Here is a 17,715-nt window from a genome sequence, read left to right as displayed (position 1 = left end):
TCCGGCGACCTATATTGATGAACGCCGTGCTTGCCAAGCCGATCCACGCGATTTGGTTTATTCCAGCGCGGAAGGTTGATTTGTATCAATCGCTTGCTGCACTGCTTTGCGCTGGTTTGCCCTCTTGGTTGCGCGACCATCCGCCGTTGACTGGATCGGCCGGCAATTGCTGCGTCGCACCATCAGAACATTTCAGCGCGCGGAGCGTGTTTTCATGACGAAGCTTTCCGCCCGTGACCGCGAACTGCACCATCGCTTCGTTTTACGGCAACAGCGCCTGAATCTTCTTCACTGTCATCGGCGATGAATTCGACGGTGCGGCGGAGTTGCTCCGTGATGGCAAGCGTTAACTCTTGTTAGCCCTTGCCCCGCGCCTCGCCCGCCAGCCGCACGAGCATCTTGCGCAACGCCATGGCGCTGGTGATCCGTGCCGGGAAATCGAGCCGCAGCGTCGCGGAGCCGGCCTGCATGTCCATGCCGTCGGGGTCGCAACCGGTGCAGCGCCAGTCCGCGGACTCGGCGCCCAGCAGTTTGGTCGCGTAGAGGTTCATCGCCTCGCGGTGATCCTCATTCATATGCTCGACAGCGTTTTGCTCGGCTTCCTGCAAATCGGCGGCATCGTCGATCTCGGTCATGAACTGCTCGGGCCTGAGGTCGATGATGCGGCCGAAACCCGCGACCAGATGCAGGCCTGACGGGACGATCCGAAAGAACGAGAAGTCCTTGAAATCTACAAACGCTTCAGCCGATGGATGAGCGTTAAGATAGCGCCGGCGCAGGATTTTCGCAGCTTCCCCTTGGGCCTCCTCGGCCCGTCCCGCAAGCATGATTCGTGCGCCCTCCAGCGGATCGCCGGCGGCACGTTCGTCCAGCATCAGCGATACCCTGCCATCGTTGAGGATGTTTTTTGTATGCAGCGCCAGCCGCGAAAGCAGCAGAATCGGCGACGCATCGGCATGGCTGGCGACGTTCACCAGCGAGCAATAGGGATCGCCACTTTCGGGCATAAGCGTGGCCAATGCGCCCTGCCGGCTACGCCTAAGCAGCGATCGGGCCAGTTTGGAAGCATCAAAATCTGCGGTCGGCTGCATGGTTCCTTTCCGGCCATCTTATTGCAAAAAGGGCCTTTTCTCAGCGGGTCAGGGTGCTATATGGGGGCCGCGCGTCTCCTTGGGGGAGCGTTTTGCGGAACTCGGTCACACTTCAGCCCAGCTTGCATTGCTCGTTGACTGTGTACGAAGCCCATTTATGCGGCGTCTGGCTCAAGTGCCCGCCGTTTAAGCCACTCTCTTATTCGAAAGCAGAGGCTCATGCCCACAATCGCCCTGGTCGATGATGACCGCAACATTCTCACTTCCGTATCGATCGCGCTCGAAGCCGAAGGCTATCGCATCATGACCTATACGGATGGTGCCTCGGCGCTGGACGGCTTCCGTACCTCGCCGCCGGACCTTGCGATCCTCGATATCAAGATGCCGCGCATGGACGGCATGGAAACGCTACGCCGGTTGCGGCAGAAGTCCGATCTGCCGGTGATCTTCTTAACGTCCAAAGACGAAGAGATCGACGAATTGTTCGGCCTCAAGATGGGCGCCGACGATTTCATCCGCAAGCCGTTCTCGCAGCGCCTCTTGGTCGAGCGGGTCAAGGCCGTGCTTCGCCGCGGCCAGCCCAAGGATCCGACCGCCGTTCCGAAGGAGCCGGATGCACGCGCGCTGGACCGCGGCCTGTTGCGGATGGACCCGGAGCGTCACACTTGCACCTGGAAGAACGAGCCGGTGACGCTGACGGTGACGGAGTTCTTGATCCTGCAGGCGCTGGCCACGCGGCCCGGCGTGGTGAAGAGCCGCAACGCGCTGATGGATGCGGCCTATGACGACCAGGTCTATGTCGACGACCGCACCATCGACAGCCACATCAAGCGGCTGCGCAAGAAGTTCAAGGTCGTCGATGACGATTTCGAGATGATCGAGACGCTGTATGGCGTCGGCTATCGCTTCAAGGAAGCCTGATCTGCGTTTTCCGGGCGGAAGTGTTAACTGACACGTCCGCCCGTTCGGCGTAAAGGCGTAGAGCTAGAAATCGGCGCATCACAACCGGCAGTTCAGCCATTGCTAGATCGAACGCAGCCCGATCCCAACCTGAACCACGAGGATGCTTTGGAGCTCCTCGATCGGGAACGCGTTGCCGAGGATAATGCGGGCGAGAAGGGCTGGCGACGACCGCTCGGCTGGTTGCGCCGGGCCGGGCAGTTCTTCTTCGCGCTTTCCTTCTCCAGCCTCACGCGCCGGATTGTCTCGCTCAATCTGGCAGGCCTCGTCGCGCTGGTGGCGAGCATTCTCTATCTCTCGCAATTCCGTGCCGGCCTGATCGATGCGCGGGCGCAGAGCCTTCTGGTGCAGGCCGAAATCATCGCCGGCGCGATTGCCGCCTCCGCCACCGTCGAAACCAACACCATCACGATCGATCCGGACCGGCTGCTCGATCTCAAGCCCGGCGAAAGCTACGGCGCGCCGGACGAATCTTCCGGGCTGGATTTTCCGATCAATCCGGAGCGGGTCGCGCCGGTGCTGCGGCGGCTGATCTCACCGACCAAGACGCGCGCCCGCATCTATGGCGGCGACGGCGGCATGATCCTCGACAGCCGCAGTCTCTATGGCCGCGGCGACGTATTGCGATTCGAACTGCCGCCACCTTCCACGGAGAAGCCGGGCTTCGTCGAACGCGCGCTGATCGCGACCCGCACCTGGCTCAATCGCGGCGACCTGCCGCTCTATCGCGAACTGGGCCCGGAGAACGGCAAGGGCTACCAGGAAATCGTGCAGGCGCTCGACGGCGTCAAGAGCAGCATGGTGCGCGTCAACGACCGCGGCGAGGTGATCGTCTCGGTCGCCGTCCCCGTGCAGCGCTTCCGTGCTGTACACGGTGCGCTGATGCTCTCGACGCAAGGCGACGACATCGACCAGATGGTGACCGCCGAGCGGCTGGCGATCCTGAAGGTCGGCGGCGTGGCCTCCGCGGTCATGATCGTGCTGTCGCTCTTGCTCGCGAGCACGATCGCGGGTCCGGTGCGGCGGCTGGCCGACGGCGCCGAGCGTGTCCGCCGGCGCATCCAGACTCGCGTCGAGATTCCCGATTTCACCCGCCGCCGCGACGAGATCGGCCATCTGTCCGGCGCGCTGCGCGACATGACGAACGCGCTCTACAGCCGCATCGAGGCGATCGAGATGTTCGCCGCCGACGTCGCCCATGAATTGAAGAATCCGCTGACCTCGCTGCGCTCGGCGGTGGAAACGCTGCCTTTGGCACGCAACGACACCAGCCGCGCGCGCCTGCTCGAGGTGATCGAGCACGACGTCAAGCGGCTCGACCGGCTGATCTCGGATATTTCAGATGCAAGCCGCCTCGATGCCGAATTGCAGCGCCAGGACATGGCCCCGGTCGATCTGCGCCGGCTGCTGACGACGCTGACCTCGGTCGCCAACGAAACCCGGCTCGGCCACGACGTCGCGGTCGAAGCGCGCTTCGACGGCCGCGGCGCCACCGATACGTTCTCGGTGCCGGGCCACGATTCCCGGCTGGGACAGGTGATCTCCAACCTGCTGTCCAATGCACAATCCTTCTCCACCCCCGGCGGGAAGGTGCGCGTCACCTGCCGCCGCGCGCGCTCGGAGATCGAAATCATCGTCGATGACGACGGACCGGGCATCGGCGAGGATGCGCTGGAACGCATCTTCGAGCGCTTCTACACCGACCGTCCCCATCAGGGCTTTGGCCAGAACTCAGGTCTCGGCCTATCGATCTCCAAGCAGATTATCGAAGCGCACAATGGGCGGATCTGGGCGGAAAACCGCCACGGCCCGGCCGGCGCCGACGGCAAGCCGAGCGTGGCGGGTGCGCGGTTCGTGGTCAGGCTGCCCACGCCATGACGGCGGGCGCGAGCGTGCACGCCTCCGCCGTGCTGGTGGGCGAGCGCGCCGTGCTGATCCGCGGGCCATCCGGCGCCGGCAAGTCGCGGCTGGCCTTCGATCTGATTCTCGCCGGACGCACTGGACAGGTTCCGCGGGCCGTTTTGGTCGGCGATGACCGTGTCCATCTCGACACAGTCGCCGGACAATTGTTGGTCCGCCCGGCGCGAGAATTGGCTGGGCTGATCGAGGTACGGGGCCTCGGCATTCGCCATTGTGACTTTGTTGGGGAGGCGGTGGTGGGCCTCGTCGCCGATCTTGCGGCCAGCGATGCCGAGCGGCTGCCGCCGCCAGAAGCGCTCTCTATCCGCCTGAATGGTGTTTTACTACCGAGAATCCCCGTCGGAACCGGCTACGACCCCCTCCCATTGATTGTAGCGGCTCTGACAACAACCGCCGGTTCAGGTTCCGTCCAACCTTTGGATGATTGTTCGAAGGGGATTGGTAACCATATAAGCCCCAATATCGCCACCGAATAAACCGGCGCAGGCCTCACTCTTTACCGGCACATTCCGGAACAATAGCCAAGATGCCCTCTTGCGCGGGGCCTCTGGATGGTCAAAGTGGCGCGTTCGTGCGGTGCACCAAAAAGCACCCGCGAGGAGTTTCCGATGATTGGTCTAGTGCTTGTGACCCATGGGCGCCTTGCCGACGAGTTCAAGGCGGCGCTCGAACATGTCATGGGTCCGCAAAAACAAATTGAAGCCATCACGATTGGAGCCGAAGACGACTCCGATCTGTGTCGAAGCGACATCATCGAAGCGGTGAATCGCGTCGACAGCGGCGATGGTGTCGCCATCCTCACCGACATGTTCGGCGGCACACCTTCCAACCTCGCAATTTCCTGCATGAGCCGCCCCAAGGTGGAAGTGCTCGCAGGCATCAATCTTCCCATGCTGGTCAAGCTTGCCAAGGTGCGCGAAGAGCGCTCGCTTCCCGAAGCCATCGCGATGGCGCAGGAAGCCGGCCGCAAATACGTCACCATCGCCAGCCGCGTGCTCGCCGGCAAATGAGCGACGAGGCCGCGCCCGACAAGGAACTCGGGCCGAGCGTGCCCGCGGGCGCCATCTCGCGGGAACTTCAGATCATCAACAAGCGCGGCCTGCACGCGCGGGCCTCGGCCAAATTCGTCCAGATGGTCGAGCGCTTCAACGCCGAGGTCTGGGTGACGCGCGGCAGCGAGACCGTGGGCGGCACCTCGATCATGGGGTTGATGATGCTGGCCGCGGGACCTGGAACCTCGGTCACGGTCTCCGCGATCGGCCCCGAGGCGCAGCAAGCGGTCGATGCGATCGCAGCGCTGGTCGCCGACAAGTTCAACGAAGAAGGCGTGTGAGACTCCATCAAAACGGATTCGTCACAATCCCGCCGTCGGCGCGCAGCGCGGCGCCGTTGGTGGCGCTGGAGGCTTTTGAACAGACGTAGCAGATCAGATTGGCGATCTCTTCCGGCGCGGCGTAACGCTGCAAGAGCGATGCCGGGCGGCGTTCGCTGAAGGTGCGCGAGACGAGATCGTCGACGGTCGTGCCCGCAGCTTTCGCGCGCGCGGCCAGGCGAACCGGCGCCATCTCGACCCAGGTCGGGCCGGGCATCACCGAGTTGACAGTCACGTTGGTGCCCTTGGTGGTTTCCGCCGCGCCGCGCGCGATGACGAGCTGCGCCGATTTCGAGAAGCCGTAATGCACCATCTCCTTCGGAACGAAGACACCGGATTCGCTGGAGACGAACACGACGCGACCCCAGTCCTTGTTATCAAGCATCCGCTTCAAATAGTGCCGCGTCAGCCGCACCCCGCTCATGACGTTGACTTCGAACATCCTCGACCAATCGGAATCCTCGATCTCGAAAAAGCCCTTTGGTTCGTAGATGCCGAGATTGTTGACGAGAATGTCGACTTCAGGGAATTGCGCCACCAGCGCGGCACAGCCCGCCGCATGGCCAAGATCGAATGCCGCCGCGTGCACCTTGGCCGACGGCGCAACCTGTTCAACTTTCGCGACGGCCTCGCCGACCGCCGCCTGCTCGCGGCCGTTGACGATCACCTCCGCGCCCATTTGCGCAAGCCCGATGGCGGTCGCGAGCCCGATGCCGCGGGTCGAGCCGGTCACGAGCGCCGTTTTATCCGTCAGGTCGAGATCCATGCGTTGCCCCTTCGAGTGATTTCTATCTGGCCGGCGGTACGATGAAGATGTTCCAGGCCGTCGCGGGGCCAGCCTTGCCGAGAAAGAGTCGCCGCGTGGTCATCACCATGCGCTCGGCATTGGCGGCATGGGCCTGCATCCACGCCTCGCATTTTTCCAGCTTCCAGTCGCCGACCTCGCAGATGCCGATGAAGCCCGATCGCTTCGCCTCCTCGAGCGAGGTCAGGCCGGACGACCACGGCTCGTCCGGCGTCAGCGGCGCCGGATGGTCGGGGCTGTAGAAGGTGACAGGCTGGCCGGTATCGGTATAGGCGGCGACCACCGGCCAGCGCGAATAAAACCGCGTGTGCCAGGCTTCGGTCAGTTCGCGGGCGAGTTCGGAACGCGCCCGGTAGGGCGCGCCTGCGGTGCGCTTTTCATCCAGTTCGTAGGCGACGATCCTTGGCGATATCGCCAGCACGACGAGCGAAATGACGAGCCAGGTCGTCGTCAGGTTCAACAGCGCGATCTTGCGGATCCGCACCGCAGGGATCGCGACCAGCGCGAGCGGCACCAGGAAGAACAGCGGGATGCCCCAGTCGGTCTTGATGTAGACGTGGAATATCAACGCACCCAGCGGCGGACCGATCGCCACGACCGCCTGGACGATCCAGACATTGATCGCCTGCGAAATGTTGACGCCGGTGTTGGCGCCGCGCGCGAAGGCCGGAAACGGCATCAGGCGCAACGGCCGCCACATCAGCGCGATCGCGCCGAGTATCACCGGTGCGGCCAGCAGCGCGAGATTGTGCCCGACATAGCCCAGCGCGAGATCGTCGATCATCGCGCGATCGGTGAGAGAGTAAGTATCGCCGGCATAGGTGAGCGGGACGAAGTTCACCTGCTTCAGCCACATGAAGTGCGGGAGCATTACGACCACGAGCGTGGCAATCGCGACCCATGGCGCCGGCGAACGCAGGAACTGCAAACGCTGCGGATGGATCAACGCGGCAAGGCCGACGGCGCCGATCATGGTCAGCACCCAGTATTTGGTCATCAGCGCCAGCGCACCGGCGAGCCCGAGCCACACGCCCGATTTGAGGCTGCGTTTCTCGAACGCGTCGAGATAGGCCAGCACGACGAGCGGCAGCGTGACGAGTTGCAGCAGGTCCGGATTGTACTTGAAGCCCTTGAAGTTGAAGATCGGATAGAGCGCGAGCATCGCCACGACGAAGAACGCGCGGCGGCGATCGACCACGCGCAACGCCAATAGCCAGCAGATCACGAGGGAGCAGCCAAGCGTCGCCATTGCCAATGCATAGGTCGCCCAGTCCGTGACCGGAAACAGCATGAACCAGATGCCGGCGACCCATCCCGACAGCGGCGGGTGCTTGCCATAGCCGAGCAGGAACTTCTGCCCCCAGGCGAAGGCTTCCGCGACGTCCATATGGACGTCCTGCCCGGTCTTCAGACTGACCAGGATCAGCGTCCACAGCACGGCGTGGACCACGGCAAAGCCGGTCACCAGCCACAGGCTGGCTTTGGGATCACTGGCGCGTGAGGCCAGCCACGCGGCCAGCCGCCGGATCGAGGGAATGCGCCTCAAGCGCGCGGCCGTGGGCGAAATGGATGCAGTCGACATGGCCATTGCCTAGCGTGTTTTCGGCTCTAGTGGAATCAGCTTGGCGTGAAGAAAGCCCCTTAAAATACAGCAAGATGGTTGCCGCACGGGGACGCGAATGCTATCCCGCGCCCCATGACAACTGCGCCCATTTCCAACATTCGCAACTTCTCCATTGTCGCGCACATCGACCATGGCAAATCGACGCTGGCTGACCGCCTGATCCAGATGACGGGCGGGCTGTCGGACCGTGAAATGGCGGGCAAGGAACAGGTGCTCGATTCCATGGATATCGAGCGCGAGCGCGGCATCACCATCAAGGCGCAGACGGTGCGGCTGAACTACCGCGCCAAGGACGGCAAGGATTACATCTTCAACCTGATGGACACGCCTGGCCATGTCGACTTCGCCTACGAAGTCTCGCGGTCGCTGGCGGCCTGCGAAGGCTCGCTCCTGGTGGTCGATGCCAGCCAGGGCGTCGAGGCGCAGACGCTCGCCAACGTCTATCAGGCGCTCGACAACAATCACGAGATCGTGCCGGTTCTGAACAAGGTCGACCTGCCGGCGGCCGAGCCTGACAAGGTCAAGCAGCAGATCGAGGACGTGATCGGCATCGACGCCTCGGACGCCGTGATGATCTCGGCCAAGACCGGCCTGGGCGTTCCCGACGTGCTGGAAGCCATCGTGACTCGCCTGCCGCCGCCGAAGGGCGACCGCGGCGCGACGCTGAAGGCGCTATTGGTGGATAGCTGGTATGACGTCTATCTCGGCGTCGTCGTGCTGATCCGCGTCGTCGACGGCACGATGAAAAAGGGCCAGCGCATCCGCATGATGGGCACCAACGCGGCCTATGATGTCGAGCGCGTCGGGTTCTTCACGCCGAAGATGGAGCAGGTCGACGAGCTCGGCCCCGGCGAGATCGGCTTCATTACCGCGGCGATCAAGGAAGTGGCCGACACGCGCGTCGGCGATACCATCACCGACGACAAGAAGCCGATTACCGAGATGCTGCCCGGCTTCAAGCCGGCAATCCCGGTGGTGTTCTGCGGCCTGTTCCCGGTCGATGCCAACGATTTCGAAACGCTGCGCGCGGCAATGGGCAAGCTGCGGCTCAACGATGCGAGCTTCTCCTACGAAATGGAGACTTCGGCCGCGCTCGGCTTCGGTTTCCGCTGCGGCTTCCTCGGGCTGCTGCATCTCGAAATCATCCAGGAGCGGCTGTCGCGCGAGTTCGATCTCAACCTGATCGCAACGGCGCCGAGCGTGATCTACAAGATGCACCTGACTGATGGGCAGGAGATCGAGATCCACAACCCGGTCGACATGCCCGATGTCGTCAAGATCGCCGACATCGAGGAGCCGTGGATCGAGGCCACGATCCTCACGCCGGACGAATATCTCGGCAGCGTGCTAAAACTGTGCCAGGACCGCCGCGGCGCGCAGAAGGAGCTAACTTACGTCGGCTCCCGCGCGATGGTGAAATACGATTTGCCGCTCAACGAAGTCGTGTTCGATTTCTACGACCGGCTGAAGTCAGTCTCGAAGGGCTACGCCTCGTTCGACTATCATCTGACCGACTACAAGGTGGCCGACCTCGTCAAGATGCAGATCCTCGTCAACGGCGAGCCAGTCGATGCTCTGTCCATGCTGGTGCACCGGACGCGCGCGGAGGGCCGCGGCCGCGCCATGGTCGAGAAGATGAAGGAACTGATTCCGCCGCACATGTTCCAGATCCCGATCCAGGCCGCGATCGGCGGCAAGGTGATCGCCCGCGAAACCGTCCGCGCGCTGCGCAAGGACGTCACCGCCAAATGCTACGGCGGCGACATCACGCGCAAACGCAAGCTTCTGGAGAAGCAGAAGGAAGGCAAGAAGAAGATGCGGCAGTTCGGCAAGGTCGACATCCCGCAGGAAGCGTTCATTGCCGCGCTGAAGGTGGATAGCTGAGGGCTGCTCGCGAAGCACTAACGATCTCGTGTGCCGGGCGCAGCGCGCCTCTCCGACGGCCTGGACACAAAATCGCGAAAACAACCCCATGCAAAGTAGAATGGGCCCTGGCTCGCCGGCGCTCGCGCCGCGCTGTGGTCAAGAAGTGGAGCAAGCACAGAAAAGCCTTCGAATGGCTTCGTGTTCGTTCACAAATTATGACAGACAAGATGATCGCGCTGCGACACGATCGTGTCCTGAGCATCATCGGCCAAATCGATTCCAAACAGCTCGATCGTGCGCTGCTCGTCGTCCTCGGCGCGCGCGCGATGCTCCGCCGAATGCAACGCACAATCAGATGATCTTCGAATGAGAGGGTTGCCTTCCACCGCATTGCGCGACGACGCCAAATAGGCCACCATTATCCCGCGCATACAAATAACAGCACACGCGCAAGGAAACGCATGGGCAAGGCCTCCGGTTCATCCTACGGCTGGGTCGTCGTCGCCGTAGGCGCGCTGATGACCTGCGTCGCGTTCGGCTCGATGTTGTCGTTGGCCGTGTTCCTGCAACCGATTTCGGAGGCCATGGGATGGTCGCGCAGCGGCGTCTCGGCGGCAGCAACGATCAACTTTCTCGCCATGGGATTGGCGGCGTTCTTCTGGGGCACGCTATCCGACCGGTTCGGCACCCGTATCGTCGTCCTGTCTGGCACGCTGCTGCTTGGCGCCGGGCTGATCGGCGCGAGCCAGGCCACCAGCCTGTGGCAATTTCAGTTGGCGTTCGGCGTCTTGATCGGGATTTCGGCCGGCAGCTTCTATGCACCGATGGTCGCGGTGGCGAGCGCCTGGATCGAACATCGTCGCAGCCTTGCGGTGGCGCTGGTGTCGGCCGGCATGGGCGTATCGCCGATGACGGTCGCGCCGTTCGCAAGCTGGCTGATCGCCTCCTATGACTGGCGCACGGCGATGCTGGTGATCGGCATCGTCGCCTTGGCGCTGTTGATCCCGGCCTCGCTGCTGGTGCGGCGGCCGCCAGAACCCTCAACGCCCGTCGCTGCCCATGGAATCGGCGCGCCTGACGGGCAGTGGACGGTCGCGCAGGCGCTGCGAACGCCGCAATTCATCATCCTGGCGGGCGCGCATTTCGCCTGCTGCGCGGCGCATTCGGGACCGATCTTCCATCTGGTGAGCTACGCCATGATCTGCGGCATCGCGCCACTGACCGCGGTCACCGTCTATAGCCTCGCCGGCTTCTCCGGCCTCGGCGGCCGTTTGCTGCTCGGCTTGCTGGCCGATCGCTTCGGCGCCAAGCACGTTCTGGTCGGCGGCCTGTTCGTGCAGGCCTTGGCGATCGCAACCTATCTCGCGGTCGGCCAGCTCGGCGAGTTCTATGCGCTGTCGGTTGTCTTCGGCCTCGCCTATGGCGGCGTAATGCCGCTATACGCCGTGCTGGTGCGCGAATATTTCGGTGTGCGCATCATGGGCAGCATGTTCGGCGCCGTGTCCGCCTTTGCCAGCCTCGGCATGGCGCTGGGGCCGCTCGCCGGTGGCTGGGTATTCGATGCCTTCCACGGCTATAATTGGCTCTATGTCGGCTCCTTCACGATCGGCATGGCCGCCGTCGCAATAGCCTTGAGTTTCCCGTCGGCCAAGCGACCGCCGCAGCCGTCGCTCAATATCGGTCGCGCGGCGGCGTGAATATAGAAAAACGCCAAGAAGAAGAGAATGCGAGGAAACGCATGAACAGGCAGCCTAGCATCCACCTCGTGGAACGCGCGCGGGCGCTAGAGCCACTGATCGCGCGCGAGGCCGACGAGATCGAGCGGACCCGCCGCCTGACTTCAGCGGTGACACAGGCGCTGATCGAGAACGGGCTTTACCGCGCGCTGCTGCCGAAGAGTTTTGGCGGCGCCGAAGTGCCGCTGGAAACGTTCATGCAGATGCAGGAGGAGGTCGCCAAGGCGGATGCCTCGACCGCATGGTGCCTCGGCCAGTGCAGCGTCTGCGCCATGACCGCGGCCTATCTCGATCCCGATGCTGCCAACGAGATCTTCAACGTTGCACCCGGGATTCTGGCCTGGGGCGCGATCAACCACGAGGTGCAGGCGGTCCCCGGCGGCTACAAGGCCAGCGCGCGCTGGGATTTTGCTTCCGGCTCGCGGCAGGCAAGCTGGCTCGGCGCCCATGTCCGGGTCGTCGAAGCCGACGGCACCCCGCGGCGCAAGCCGGACGGTTCGCCGGAGATTCGTACCATTCTGTTTCCGGTAACCAGCGCCACGATGCACGACGTCTGGGACGTGATCGGCCTGCGCGGCACCGGCACCGATTCCTATTCGGTCGACAATCTGTTCATCCCGGAAAAGTTCGCAGCGCTGCGCGACGATCCGGCGGCGCTGCGCGAGAACGGGCCGCTGTACAAACTCTCTACCAACATGGTTTTCGGCATGGGCTTTGCGGCAACCTCGCTCGGCGTCGCCCGCGCCACGCTCGATGCGGCGACCGACCTTGCCCGGGGTAAGACACCGCAAGCGTCAAAGGCGATGCGCGACAACAACGCCGTGCAGGGGCTGATCGGGCGCACCGAGGCGCAACTGCGCGCCACCCGCGCCTATCTCTATGCCACTGCTGCGGATGTATGGCGTGACCTGTCGCAAGGCGCTGTTATCACCGAAGCCCATCGCGTGGCGCTGCGCCTCGCCTCGACATGGACGATCCATCAATCGGCCGCCGTGGTCGACGCCGCCTATCACATGACGGGCGCAACGGCCGTGTTCAATGCCAACAAGTTCGAGCGCCGCTTTCGCGACATGCACGCGATCGCGCAGCAGATCCAGGGCCGTGACGCCCATTACGAGGATGCCGGCCGGGCGATCCTCGCCGGCAATCTCGACGCACCGCCGACGACGCGATGAAGCAACGCAAGAGACGGCTTCCGCCCGCTCGCATCCTGCTTTAGGTTCTGCAATGGAAGCTGGCAGGATGCACTGACATTGCAATGAAGAAGGCGGCACGGAAGCAAACTGCAAAGCGCATCGCCAAACGGCCACGCGTTGCCACCCGGGATGCTGCGGTGGAAGCGGTCTTCGAAGCCTATCCCAATCCGGTCAGGGCAAAACTGCTGGCGCTGCGCCGGCTGATCTTCGATACCGCAAGGACCACCGAGGGCGTCGGCGCCCTGGAAGAGACGCTGAAATGGGGGCAGCCGAGCTATCTCACGACCGAGAGCAAGAGCGGCAGCACGACCCGGATCGACCAGGTGAAGGCGGAAGCCGGCCGCTACGCGGTCTATTTCCACTGCCAGACCGATCTAGTCGAGACATTTCGCGAGCTCTATCCGGAACTGCGCTACGGCGGCAACCGCAGCGTTCTGCTCGACGCCGGCGACAAACTCCCCGAGGCCGCGCTGCGCCACTGCGTGGCGCTGGCGCTGACGTATCATGCGAGGAAGAAGACGGCACGGGCGAAGTAGTCTCCACCGTCATTGCGAGCCAACGGGTCGCGCGAATGCGCGCCCGATGACAGGCTCCGCGAAGCAATCCACTCTTGCTTTGCGGTCCAATGGATTGCTTCGCTGCGCTCGCAATGACGGCTGTGAAAGCGATGCCAGCCTCACGCCACCAGCGCCGCACCTGCCGGCGCGCTCCAGTTGCCTTGCGTCTTCAACAGACTGACGATCTCCGCATTGGGCCGCGCGCGGCTGAACAGGAATCCCTGCCCCTCATGGCATCCCTCGTTGCGCAGGCAATTTACCTCGGCCTCGCTCTCGACGCCTTCCGCCGTGATCGTGACGCCGAGGCCCTTGCCGAGGCTGATGATCGAACGCACGATCGCCTGGGCATCGGGATTGGCGGCAAGGTCGCGCACGAAGGACTGATCGATCTTGATCTTGTCGAACGGAAAGCTGCGCAGGTAACTCAGGCTGGAATAGCCGGTGCCGAAATCGTCCATCGAGATGCGGACGCCGAGCGCGCGCAGCGCATGCAAGGTCGCGAGCACCTCACTGCTCTTTTCCAACAGCAGCGTCTCGGTAATCTCAAGCTCCAGGCGCTTCGCCGGCAGGCCGGACTGCTCTAGTGTTTCCACGACCAGCGACAAGAGATTGCCGACGCGGAACTGCAGCGGCGACAGATTGACCGCTACACGAACGTCGTCAGGCCATTGCGCCGCATCCGTGCAGGCGCGGCGCAGCATCAGACCGCCGACGGCGTTGATCAGCCCGGTCTCCTCCGCAACGGGGATGAATTCGGCGGGCGAGATCATGCCGCGCTCGGGATGCGGCCAGCGCACCAGCGCTTCGAAGCCGGTGATGCGCCCGCTCGAAAGATCGACCAGCGGCTGGTAATAGGGCCGCAGCGCATCGGTGTGCACGGCCTCGCGCAGTTCGGTTTCGATCTTGCGGCGGGTCTGGGCGCGTGCGTCCATTCCGGCCTCGAAGAACGAGAACGTGCCGCGGGAATCGTTCTTGGCCCGCGATAACGCGAGGTCGGCGTTCTTCAGCAGTTTCTCGGATTCGTCACCATCGCCGGGCGACATCGCAATGCCGATGCTGGCGCCGATCACGACCGAATGCCCGTCCAGAAGATAGGGATCGGCGATCGCGTCCAATAGACGCCTCGCCATGAACACTGCATCCTCGGGTCGCGTCACCCCGCTCTGGATGACCGCAAATTCGTCGGAGTCGAGCCGGGCCAGCGCATCTTCCTCACGCAGCATCGATTGCAATCGCTTGGCGACGCCGCGCAGCAGCTTGTCGCCGATGCCGTGGCCGAGCGTATCGTTGACCGCCTTGAAATGGTCGAGGCCGAGCACGAGCACCGCCACCTTCTCGGCGTTGCGGCGGGTGCGCAGCAGGATGTCGTCCATCTGCTGACGCAGCAAATTGCGGTTCGGTAGCCCGGTCAGGCCGTCATGCTGGGCCATGAACGTCAGCCGCGCCTCGGCGCGCTTGCGTTCGGTGGTGTCCATCAGCGCAAGCAGGACCGCGGGACGACCGCCGTAAACAAGCTGACGCGAATAGATCGCCAGATCGATCAGCGCGCCGTCGGCCCTGACATGCTTCCAGGCGTGGGCCGCGCGCTCGTCGCCGGCGTGTTCGCCGGCCCATGGCGGCTCGACGTCGAAGGCCTGCAGGTTGCGGATCGTGAGCTTCTCGAATTCACTGCGGCTGTAACCGTAGTGCTGGATTGCGGCGTCGTTGACGGCGAGGATTCGTTCGTCACCCAGCGCGCAGACGATCATCGGAACCGGATTGCTGTCGAACAGCAGCCGGAACGAAGCCTCGCGCTGCTTCAACTCAGTGATGTCGACGCGCAGTCCGATGATGCCGCCATCCCGGGTCGCAGCGGGCTTTGCGGGCCGGCCAGGAAAACGGACAATCGACTGTTTCGGCTTCCTGGCAGCTTTTGGCTTCTTCGGCATTACCACGCTCTACTCGCACTGTGCGTGCAAAGTTTTCAGATAAGTCTCTGAAAAAAAGGTATCTCTTGTCGTAGAAACTACTACCTCACGCGCTCATGCGCGGCCTGACAAAACTGCACACACACGCTTTGCGTGTACAAGCGCGGTGCGGACCGCCGATCCACGGGGCATAATCGACGCGCGGCCGCCGGGCACGGCTTCTCGCGCGGCGGATGCACAAGGAATGCGCGAAACGCCGAACGTGCGCATAGATGTCCGTCAGTGACCGGGAAGGTTATCGCGCAGTTAATACGACCACGTGCAACGACTGTTCAGCACAGCGAAGATGCCGCGGCCTGCGCTTCCGGTACCACATCGTGATCGTAAAGCCGCCTGCGGAACGCCGCATGGGCTGATATCTCGGCGTCGCGCACGCCGAGATCGGCGTAGGATGAGTCGTAGCGCATCCCATTCTCGCGCGCACCGCGCTGAACGGCCGCTACGCGCTCGCGTCTCAGCCGCTCATAAGCCAGCAGCGCGACCGACACATTGGCGCGCGACGCCTGCGCCAGAATTGTTGCCAGCGCCATACCGTCCTCGATCGACTGGTTGGCGCCCTGGCCGAGATGCGGCAGCATCGGATGCGCGGCATCGCCAAGCAGCGTCAAGCGCCCGCGCGTCCAGGCCGGCAGCGGCTCGCGATCGTACAGCGCCCATCGGAACGTCTTGTCGACCTGGCTCAGCAACGTCCCGATGCGCGGGTCCCAGCCCTCGAACTCACGGCGAAGCACGTCGGGATCTCCGGGCGCAGACCAGGATTCCTTCATTTCGGCATCGGCCGGCACGAAGCCGACATAGTTGATGAGCTCGCCCGATCGAACCGGAAAGCTGAGAAAATGTTTTCCCTGGCCCAGCCACATCTGCCAGCGGTCGGTTGGCCAGCGCGGAATGCGCTGATGCGGCAGCACGCCCCGATAGGCGACGGAGCCGTGAAACACCGGCCGGGACGGCGGCGCCGCATAGCGCCGGAGCTCCGAGTGGATGCCATCGGCAGCGATGACGACGTCGCCTTCGGCGGCGGCGCCATTGGCGAATGTCACGCGCGCAACCTGATCGGCCTGCTCGAAGCCTGTAGCGCGATGGCCCGTGCGAACTACGGCGGGCGGCAATGCCTTGGCCAGAATTTCGACCAGGTCCGCGCGATGCATGCCGAACGTCGCATTCCAGCCCGCGGAGTCCGTCACCTGAACCGGGGCGATCGGCGCGCCGTCGTGGCGAAAATAGTGAGAAGCGGTACCGACCCTGGCCCCCCATCTTTCCACCTGCTGTCCGAGCCCCACCCGCTGCAACTGCCGCACGCTGTTGGGTGTCAGAAATACCCCCGCCCCGACCTCGCCAAGCGCGGGCGCCTGCTCATAGACGGAAACATCGAAGCCGTGAGCGATCAGCGCGTTCGCGGCGAACAATCCGCCAATGCCACCTCCAATGATCACAACAGTGAGCTGCGGCTGCGTCATCATCCCACGCGAAAAATGCTTCGGAAGCTTGCTCGTTCAAGCTATCCTCTCTTGCTGTAAACACCAAGCGCCGGCGCGATAGACCGGACGAAGAACGACAGTGGGAGGAGTTTCAATGCACGGCTCCATGCCAGCTCTGCTTGCCGCCCGCCGTAAACTGGCGCTCCTGCCGCTGGTTCTGGTCATGTCCACGCATTTGTATGCGCGTGCGTTGGCTGCGGACTATCCCGACCGCCCCGTGAAGATCGTCGTGCCTTTTCCGGCTGGAGGAACGGCCGATGCCATTCCACGGATCATCGCGGACTGGCTGTCACGCAAATGGAGCCAGCCGGTGGTCATCGAAAACCGCACGGGCGCCGCGGGAAACATTGGGGCCGAGCAGGTCTTTCATTCGGCGCCTGACGGCTACACCCTGCTCTCGTCACCGCCGCCGCCGCTCGTGATCAATCACAATCTGTACCCCAGGCTCGGCTTCGATCCGACGAAATTCGAGCCGATTGTGGTGATGGCCCAGGTACCAAACGCGCTGATCGTCAATCCGAACAACGTCAAAGCATCGAGCGTGCCCGAGCTTATCGAATATCTGAAGGGCAATTCCGACAAGGCGATCTGCGCCACGCAGGGCAACGGCACGACCTCGCATCTGACGTCGGAGCTGTTTCAATCGATGGCGAAGGTGAAGCTGCGACACATTCCCTATCGCGGCTCGGCGCCCGCGTTGCAGGGGCTTGTCGCCGGCGACGTCGACGTCATGTTCGACAATCTCGGCGTCTCGCTGGCGCTTGTCCAGGCGGGCAAGTTGAAGTTGCTCGCCGTGGCCTCGCCCGAACGGCTCCCGGCGCTGCCGGACGTGCCGACGATCGCCGAAACGTTGCCGGGTTTCGAAGCGGTCGCCTGGTACGGAATCGTAGCGCCGCCCAAAACTCCGAAAAACATCGTCGAGAAGATCAATGCCGATGTGAACGAGGCCTTGCGCCAACCTCAGGTGCAGGATCAGCTCAAGAAACTGTCCGCCGGTATTTTCGGCGGCCCGGTCGACAAGTCATCCGCTTACATGCGCGAGGAAATCGACCGGTGGGCCGCGGTGATCAAGTCCGCCAACATCGAGTTGCAGTGAGGGCACGCGTGAGTTGACCCCGATACGGGTGTTGCGCGGATTGCCGC

General features: G+C 63.4%; 17 protein-coding genes. 10 read left to right on the top strand and 7 right to left on the bottom strand.

Going from position 1 to position 17,715, the window contains the following annotated elements; translation table 11 throughout:
• Positions 1 to 85: 85 nt before the first annotated feature.
• Positions 86 to 250, bottom strand: coding sequence for a hypothetical protein (locus tag V1290_RS21290; protein WP_334366224.1), 165 nt, complete (start codon positions 248 to 250; stop codon positions 86 to 88).
• Between the two features lie 106 nt (positions 251 to 356).
• On the bottom strand, positions 357 to 1,091 hold the full coding sequence (locus V1290_RS21285) for a HugZ family pyridoxamine 5'-phosphate oxidase (RefSeq protein WP_334366223.1): 735 nt from the start codon (positions 1,089 to 1,091) through the stop codon (positions 357 to 359).
• Positions 1,092 to 1,310: 219 nt separating this feature from the next.
• On the opposite strand from V1290_RS21285, the gene V1290_RS21280 reads away from it, so the two are divergent.
• The 5 genes from V1290_RS21280 (at position 1,311) to V1290_RS21260 (ending at position 5,304) form a co-directional block, all read left to right on the top strand.
• Positions 1,311 to 2,012, top strand: coding sequence for a response regulator transcription factor (locus tag V1290_RS21280; protein ID WP_027541437.1), 702 nt, complete (start codon positions 1,311 to 1,313; stop codon positions 2,010 to 2,012).
• 99 nt (positions 2,013 to 2,111) lie between these two features.
• Positions 2,112 to 3,929: a sensor histidine kinase gene (locus V1290_RS21275; RefSeq protein ID WP_334366222.1), complete on the top strand. Its 1,818-nt coding sequence runs from the start codon at positions 2,112 to 2,114 to the stop codon at positions 3,927 to 3,929.
• On the top strand, positions 3,926 to 4,447 hold the full coding sequence (locus V1290_RS21270; protein WP_334366221.1) for an HPr kinase/phosphorylase: 522 nt from the start codon (positions 3,926 to 3,928) through the stop codon (positions 4,445 to 4,447). Before V1290_RS21275 ends, V1290_RS21270 begins: the two co-directional genes overlap by 4 nt.
• Before the next feature lie 132 nt (positions 4,448 to 4,579).
• A complete protein-coding gene (locus V1290_RS21265; RefSeq protein WP_247838581.1) occupies positions 4,580 to 4,981 on the top strand; it encodes a PTS sugar transporter subunit IIA in 402 nt (133 codons plus the stop codon).
• On the top strand, positions 4,978 to 5,304 hold the full coding sequence (locus V1290_RS21260) for an HPr family phosphocarrier protein (protein ID WP_065746723.1): 327 nt from the start codon (positions 4,978 to 4,980) through the stop codon (positions 5,302 to 5,304). Before V1290_RS21265 ends, V1290_RS21260 begins: the two co-directional genes overlap by 4 nt.
• 7 nt (positions 5,305 to 5,311) lie before the next feature.
• Here V1290_RS21260 and V1290_RS21255 read toward each other — a convergent pair whose 3' ends face one another.
• Positions 5,312 to 6,109 carry an SDR family NAD(P)-dependent oxidoreductase gene (locus V1290_RS21255; protein ID WP_334366220.1) on the bottom strand — a complete coding sequence of 266 codons (798 nt, stop codon included), beginning with the start codon at positions 6,107 to 6,109 and terminating at the stop codon, positions 5,312 to 5,314.
• 22 nt (positions 6,110 to 6,131) lie between these two features.
• A complete protein-coding gene (locus V1290_RS21250; RefSeq protein WP_334366219.1) occupies positions 6,132 to 7,730 on the bottom strand; it encodes a glycosyltransferase family 39 protein in 1,599 nt (532 codons plus the stop codon).
• Between the two features lie 114 nt (positions 7,731 to 7,844).
• On the opposite strand from V1290_RS21250, the gene lepA reads away from it, so the two are divergent.
• The gene (lepA, locus tag V1290_RS21245) at positions 7,845 to 9,656 is read left to right on the top strand and encodes a translation elongation factor 4 (RefSeq protein WP_334366218.1); all 1,812 of its coding nucleotides are present in this window, start codon (positions 7,845 to 7,847) and stop codon (positions 9,654 to 9,656) included.
• A gap of 188 nt (positions 9,657 to 9,844) precedes the next feature.
• On the opposite strand, the gene V1290_RS21240 is transcribed toward lepA, so the two are convergent.
• On the bottom strand, positions 9,845 to 10,057 hold the full coding sequence (locus V1290_RS21240; RefSeq protein WP_334366217.1) for a hypothetical protein: 213 nt from the start codon (positions 10,055 to 10,057) through the stop codon (positions 9,845 to 9,847).
• A gap of 42 nt (positions 10,058 to 10,099) precedes the next feature.
• Between V1290_RS21240 and V1290_RS21235 the strand changes: the two genes are divergently transcribed.
• From V1290_RS21235 to V1290_RS21225, 3 genes are all read left to right on the top strand, one after another.
• Positions 10,100 to 11,335, top strand: coding sequence for an MFS transporter (locus V1290_RS21235; RefSeq protein ID WP_334366216.1), 1,236 nt, complete (start codon positions 10,100 to 10,102; stop codon positions 11,333 to 11,335).
• A gap of 41 nt (positions 11,336 to 11,376) precedes the next feature.
• Positions 11,377 to 12,549, top strand: coding sequence for an acyl-CoA dehydrogenase family protein (locus V1290_RS21230; protein WP_334366215.1), 1,173 nt, complete (start codon positions 11,377 to 11,379; stop codon positions 12,547 to 12,549).
• A gap of 158 nt (positions 12,550 to 12,707) precedes the next feature.
• Positions 12,708 to 13,106, top strand: coding sequence for a DUF1801 domain-containing protein (locus V1290_RS21225; RefSeq protein ID WP_334366214.1), 399 nt, complete (start codon positions 12,708 to 12,710; stop codon positions 13,104 to 13,106).
• Between the two features lie 140 nt (positions 13,107 to 13,246).
• On the opposite strand, the gene V1290_RS21220 is transcribed toward V1290_RS21225, so the two are convergent.
• Positions 13,247 to 15,055 (bottom strand): putative bifunctional diguanylate cyclase/phosphodiesterase, encoded by a 1,809-nt coding sequence (locus tag V1290_RS21220; RefSeq protein WP_442895003.1) that lies wholly within the window; start codon positions 15,053 to 15,055, stop codon positions 13,247 to 13,249.
• 311 nt (positions 15,056 to 15,366) lie between these two features.
• Positions 15,367 to 16,551, bottom strand: a complete 1,185-nt coding sequence (locus tag V1290_RS21215) for an FAD-dependent monooxygenase (protein ID WP_334366213.1) — start codon at positions 16,549 to 16,551, stop codon at positions 15,367 to 15,369.
• A gap of 115 nt (positions 16,552 to 16,666) precedes the next feature.
• Here V1290_RS21215 and V1290_RS21210 point away from each other — a divergent pair, with 115 nt between their 5' ends.
• Positions 16,667 to 17,668 (top strand): Bug family tripartite tricarboxylate transporter substrate binding protein, encoded by a 1,002-nt coding sequence (locus V1290_RS21210; protein WP_334366212.1) that lies wholly within the window; start codon positions 16,667 to 16,669, stop codon positions 17,666 to 17,668.
• Positions 17,669 to 17,715: the final 47 nt, after the last annotated feature.

Origin of the sequence: Bradyrhizobium sp. AZCC 1578 (genome assembly GCF_036924675.1) — a bacterium.
Lineage (GTDB): Bacteria > Pseudomonadota > Alphaproteobacteria > Rhizobiales > Xanthobacteraceae > Bradyrhizobium.
Note: the sequence above shows the minus strand (reverse complement) of the source record. Positions and strands in the feature narration are given on the sequence as shown.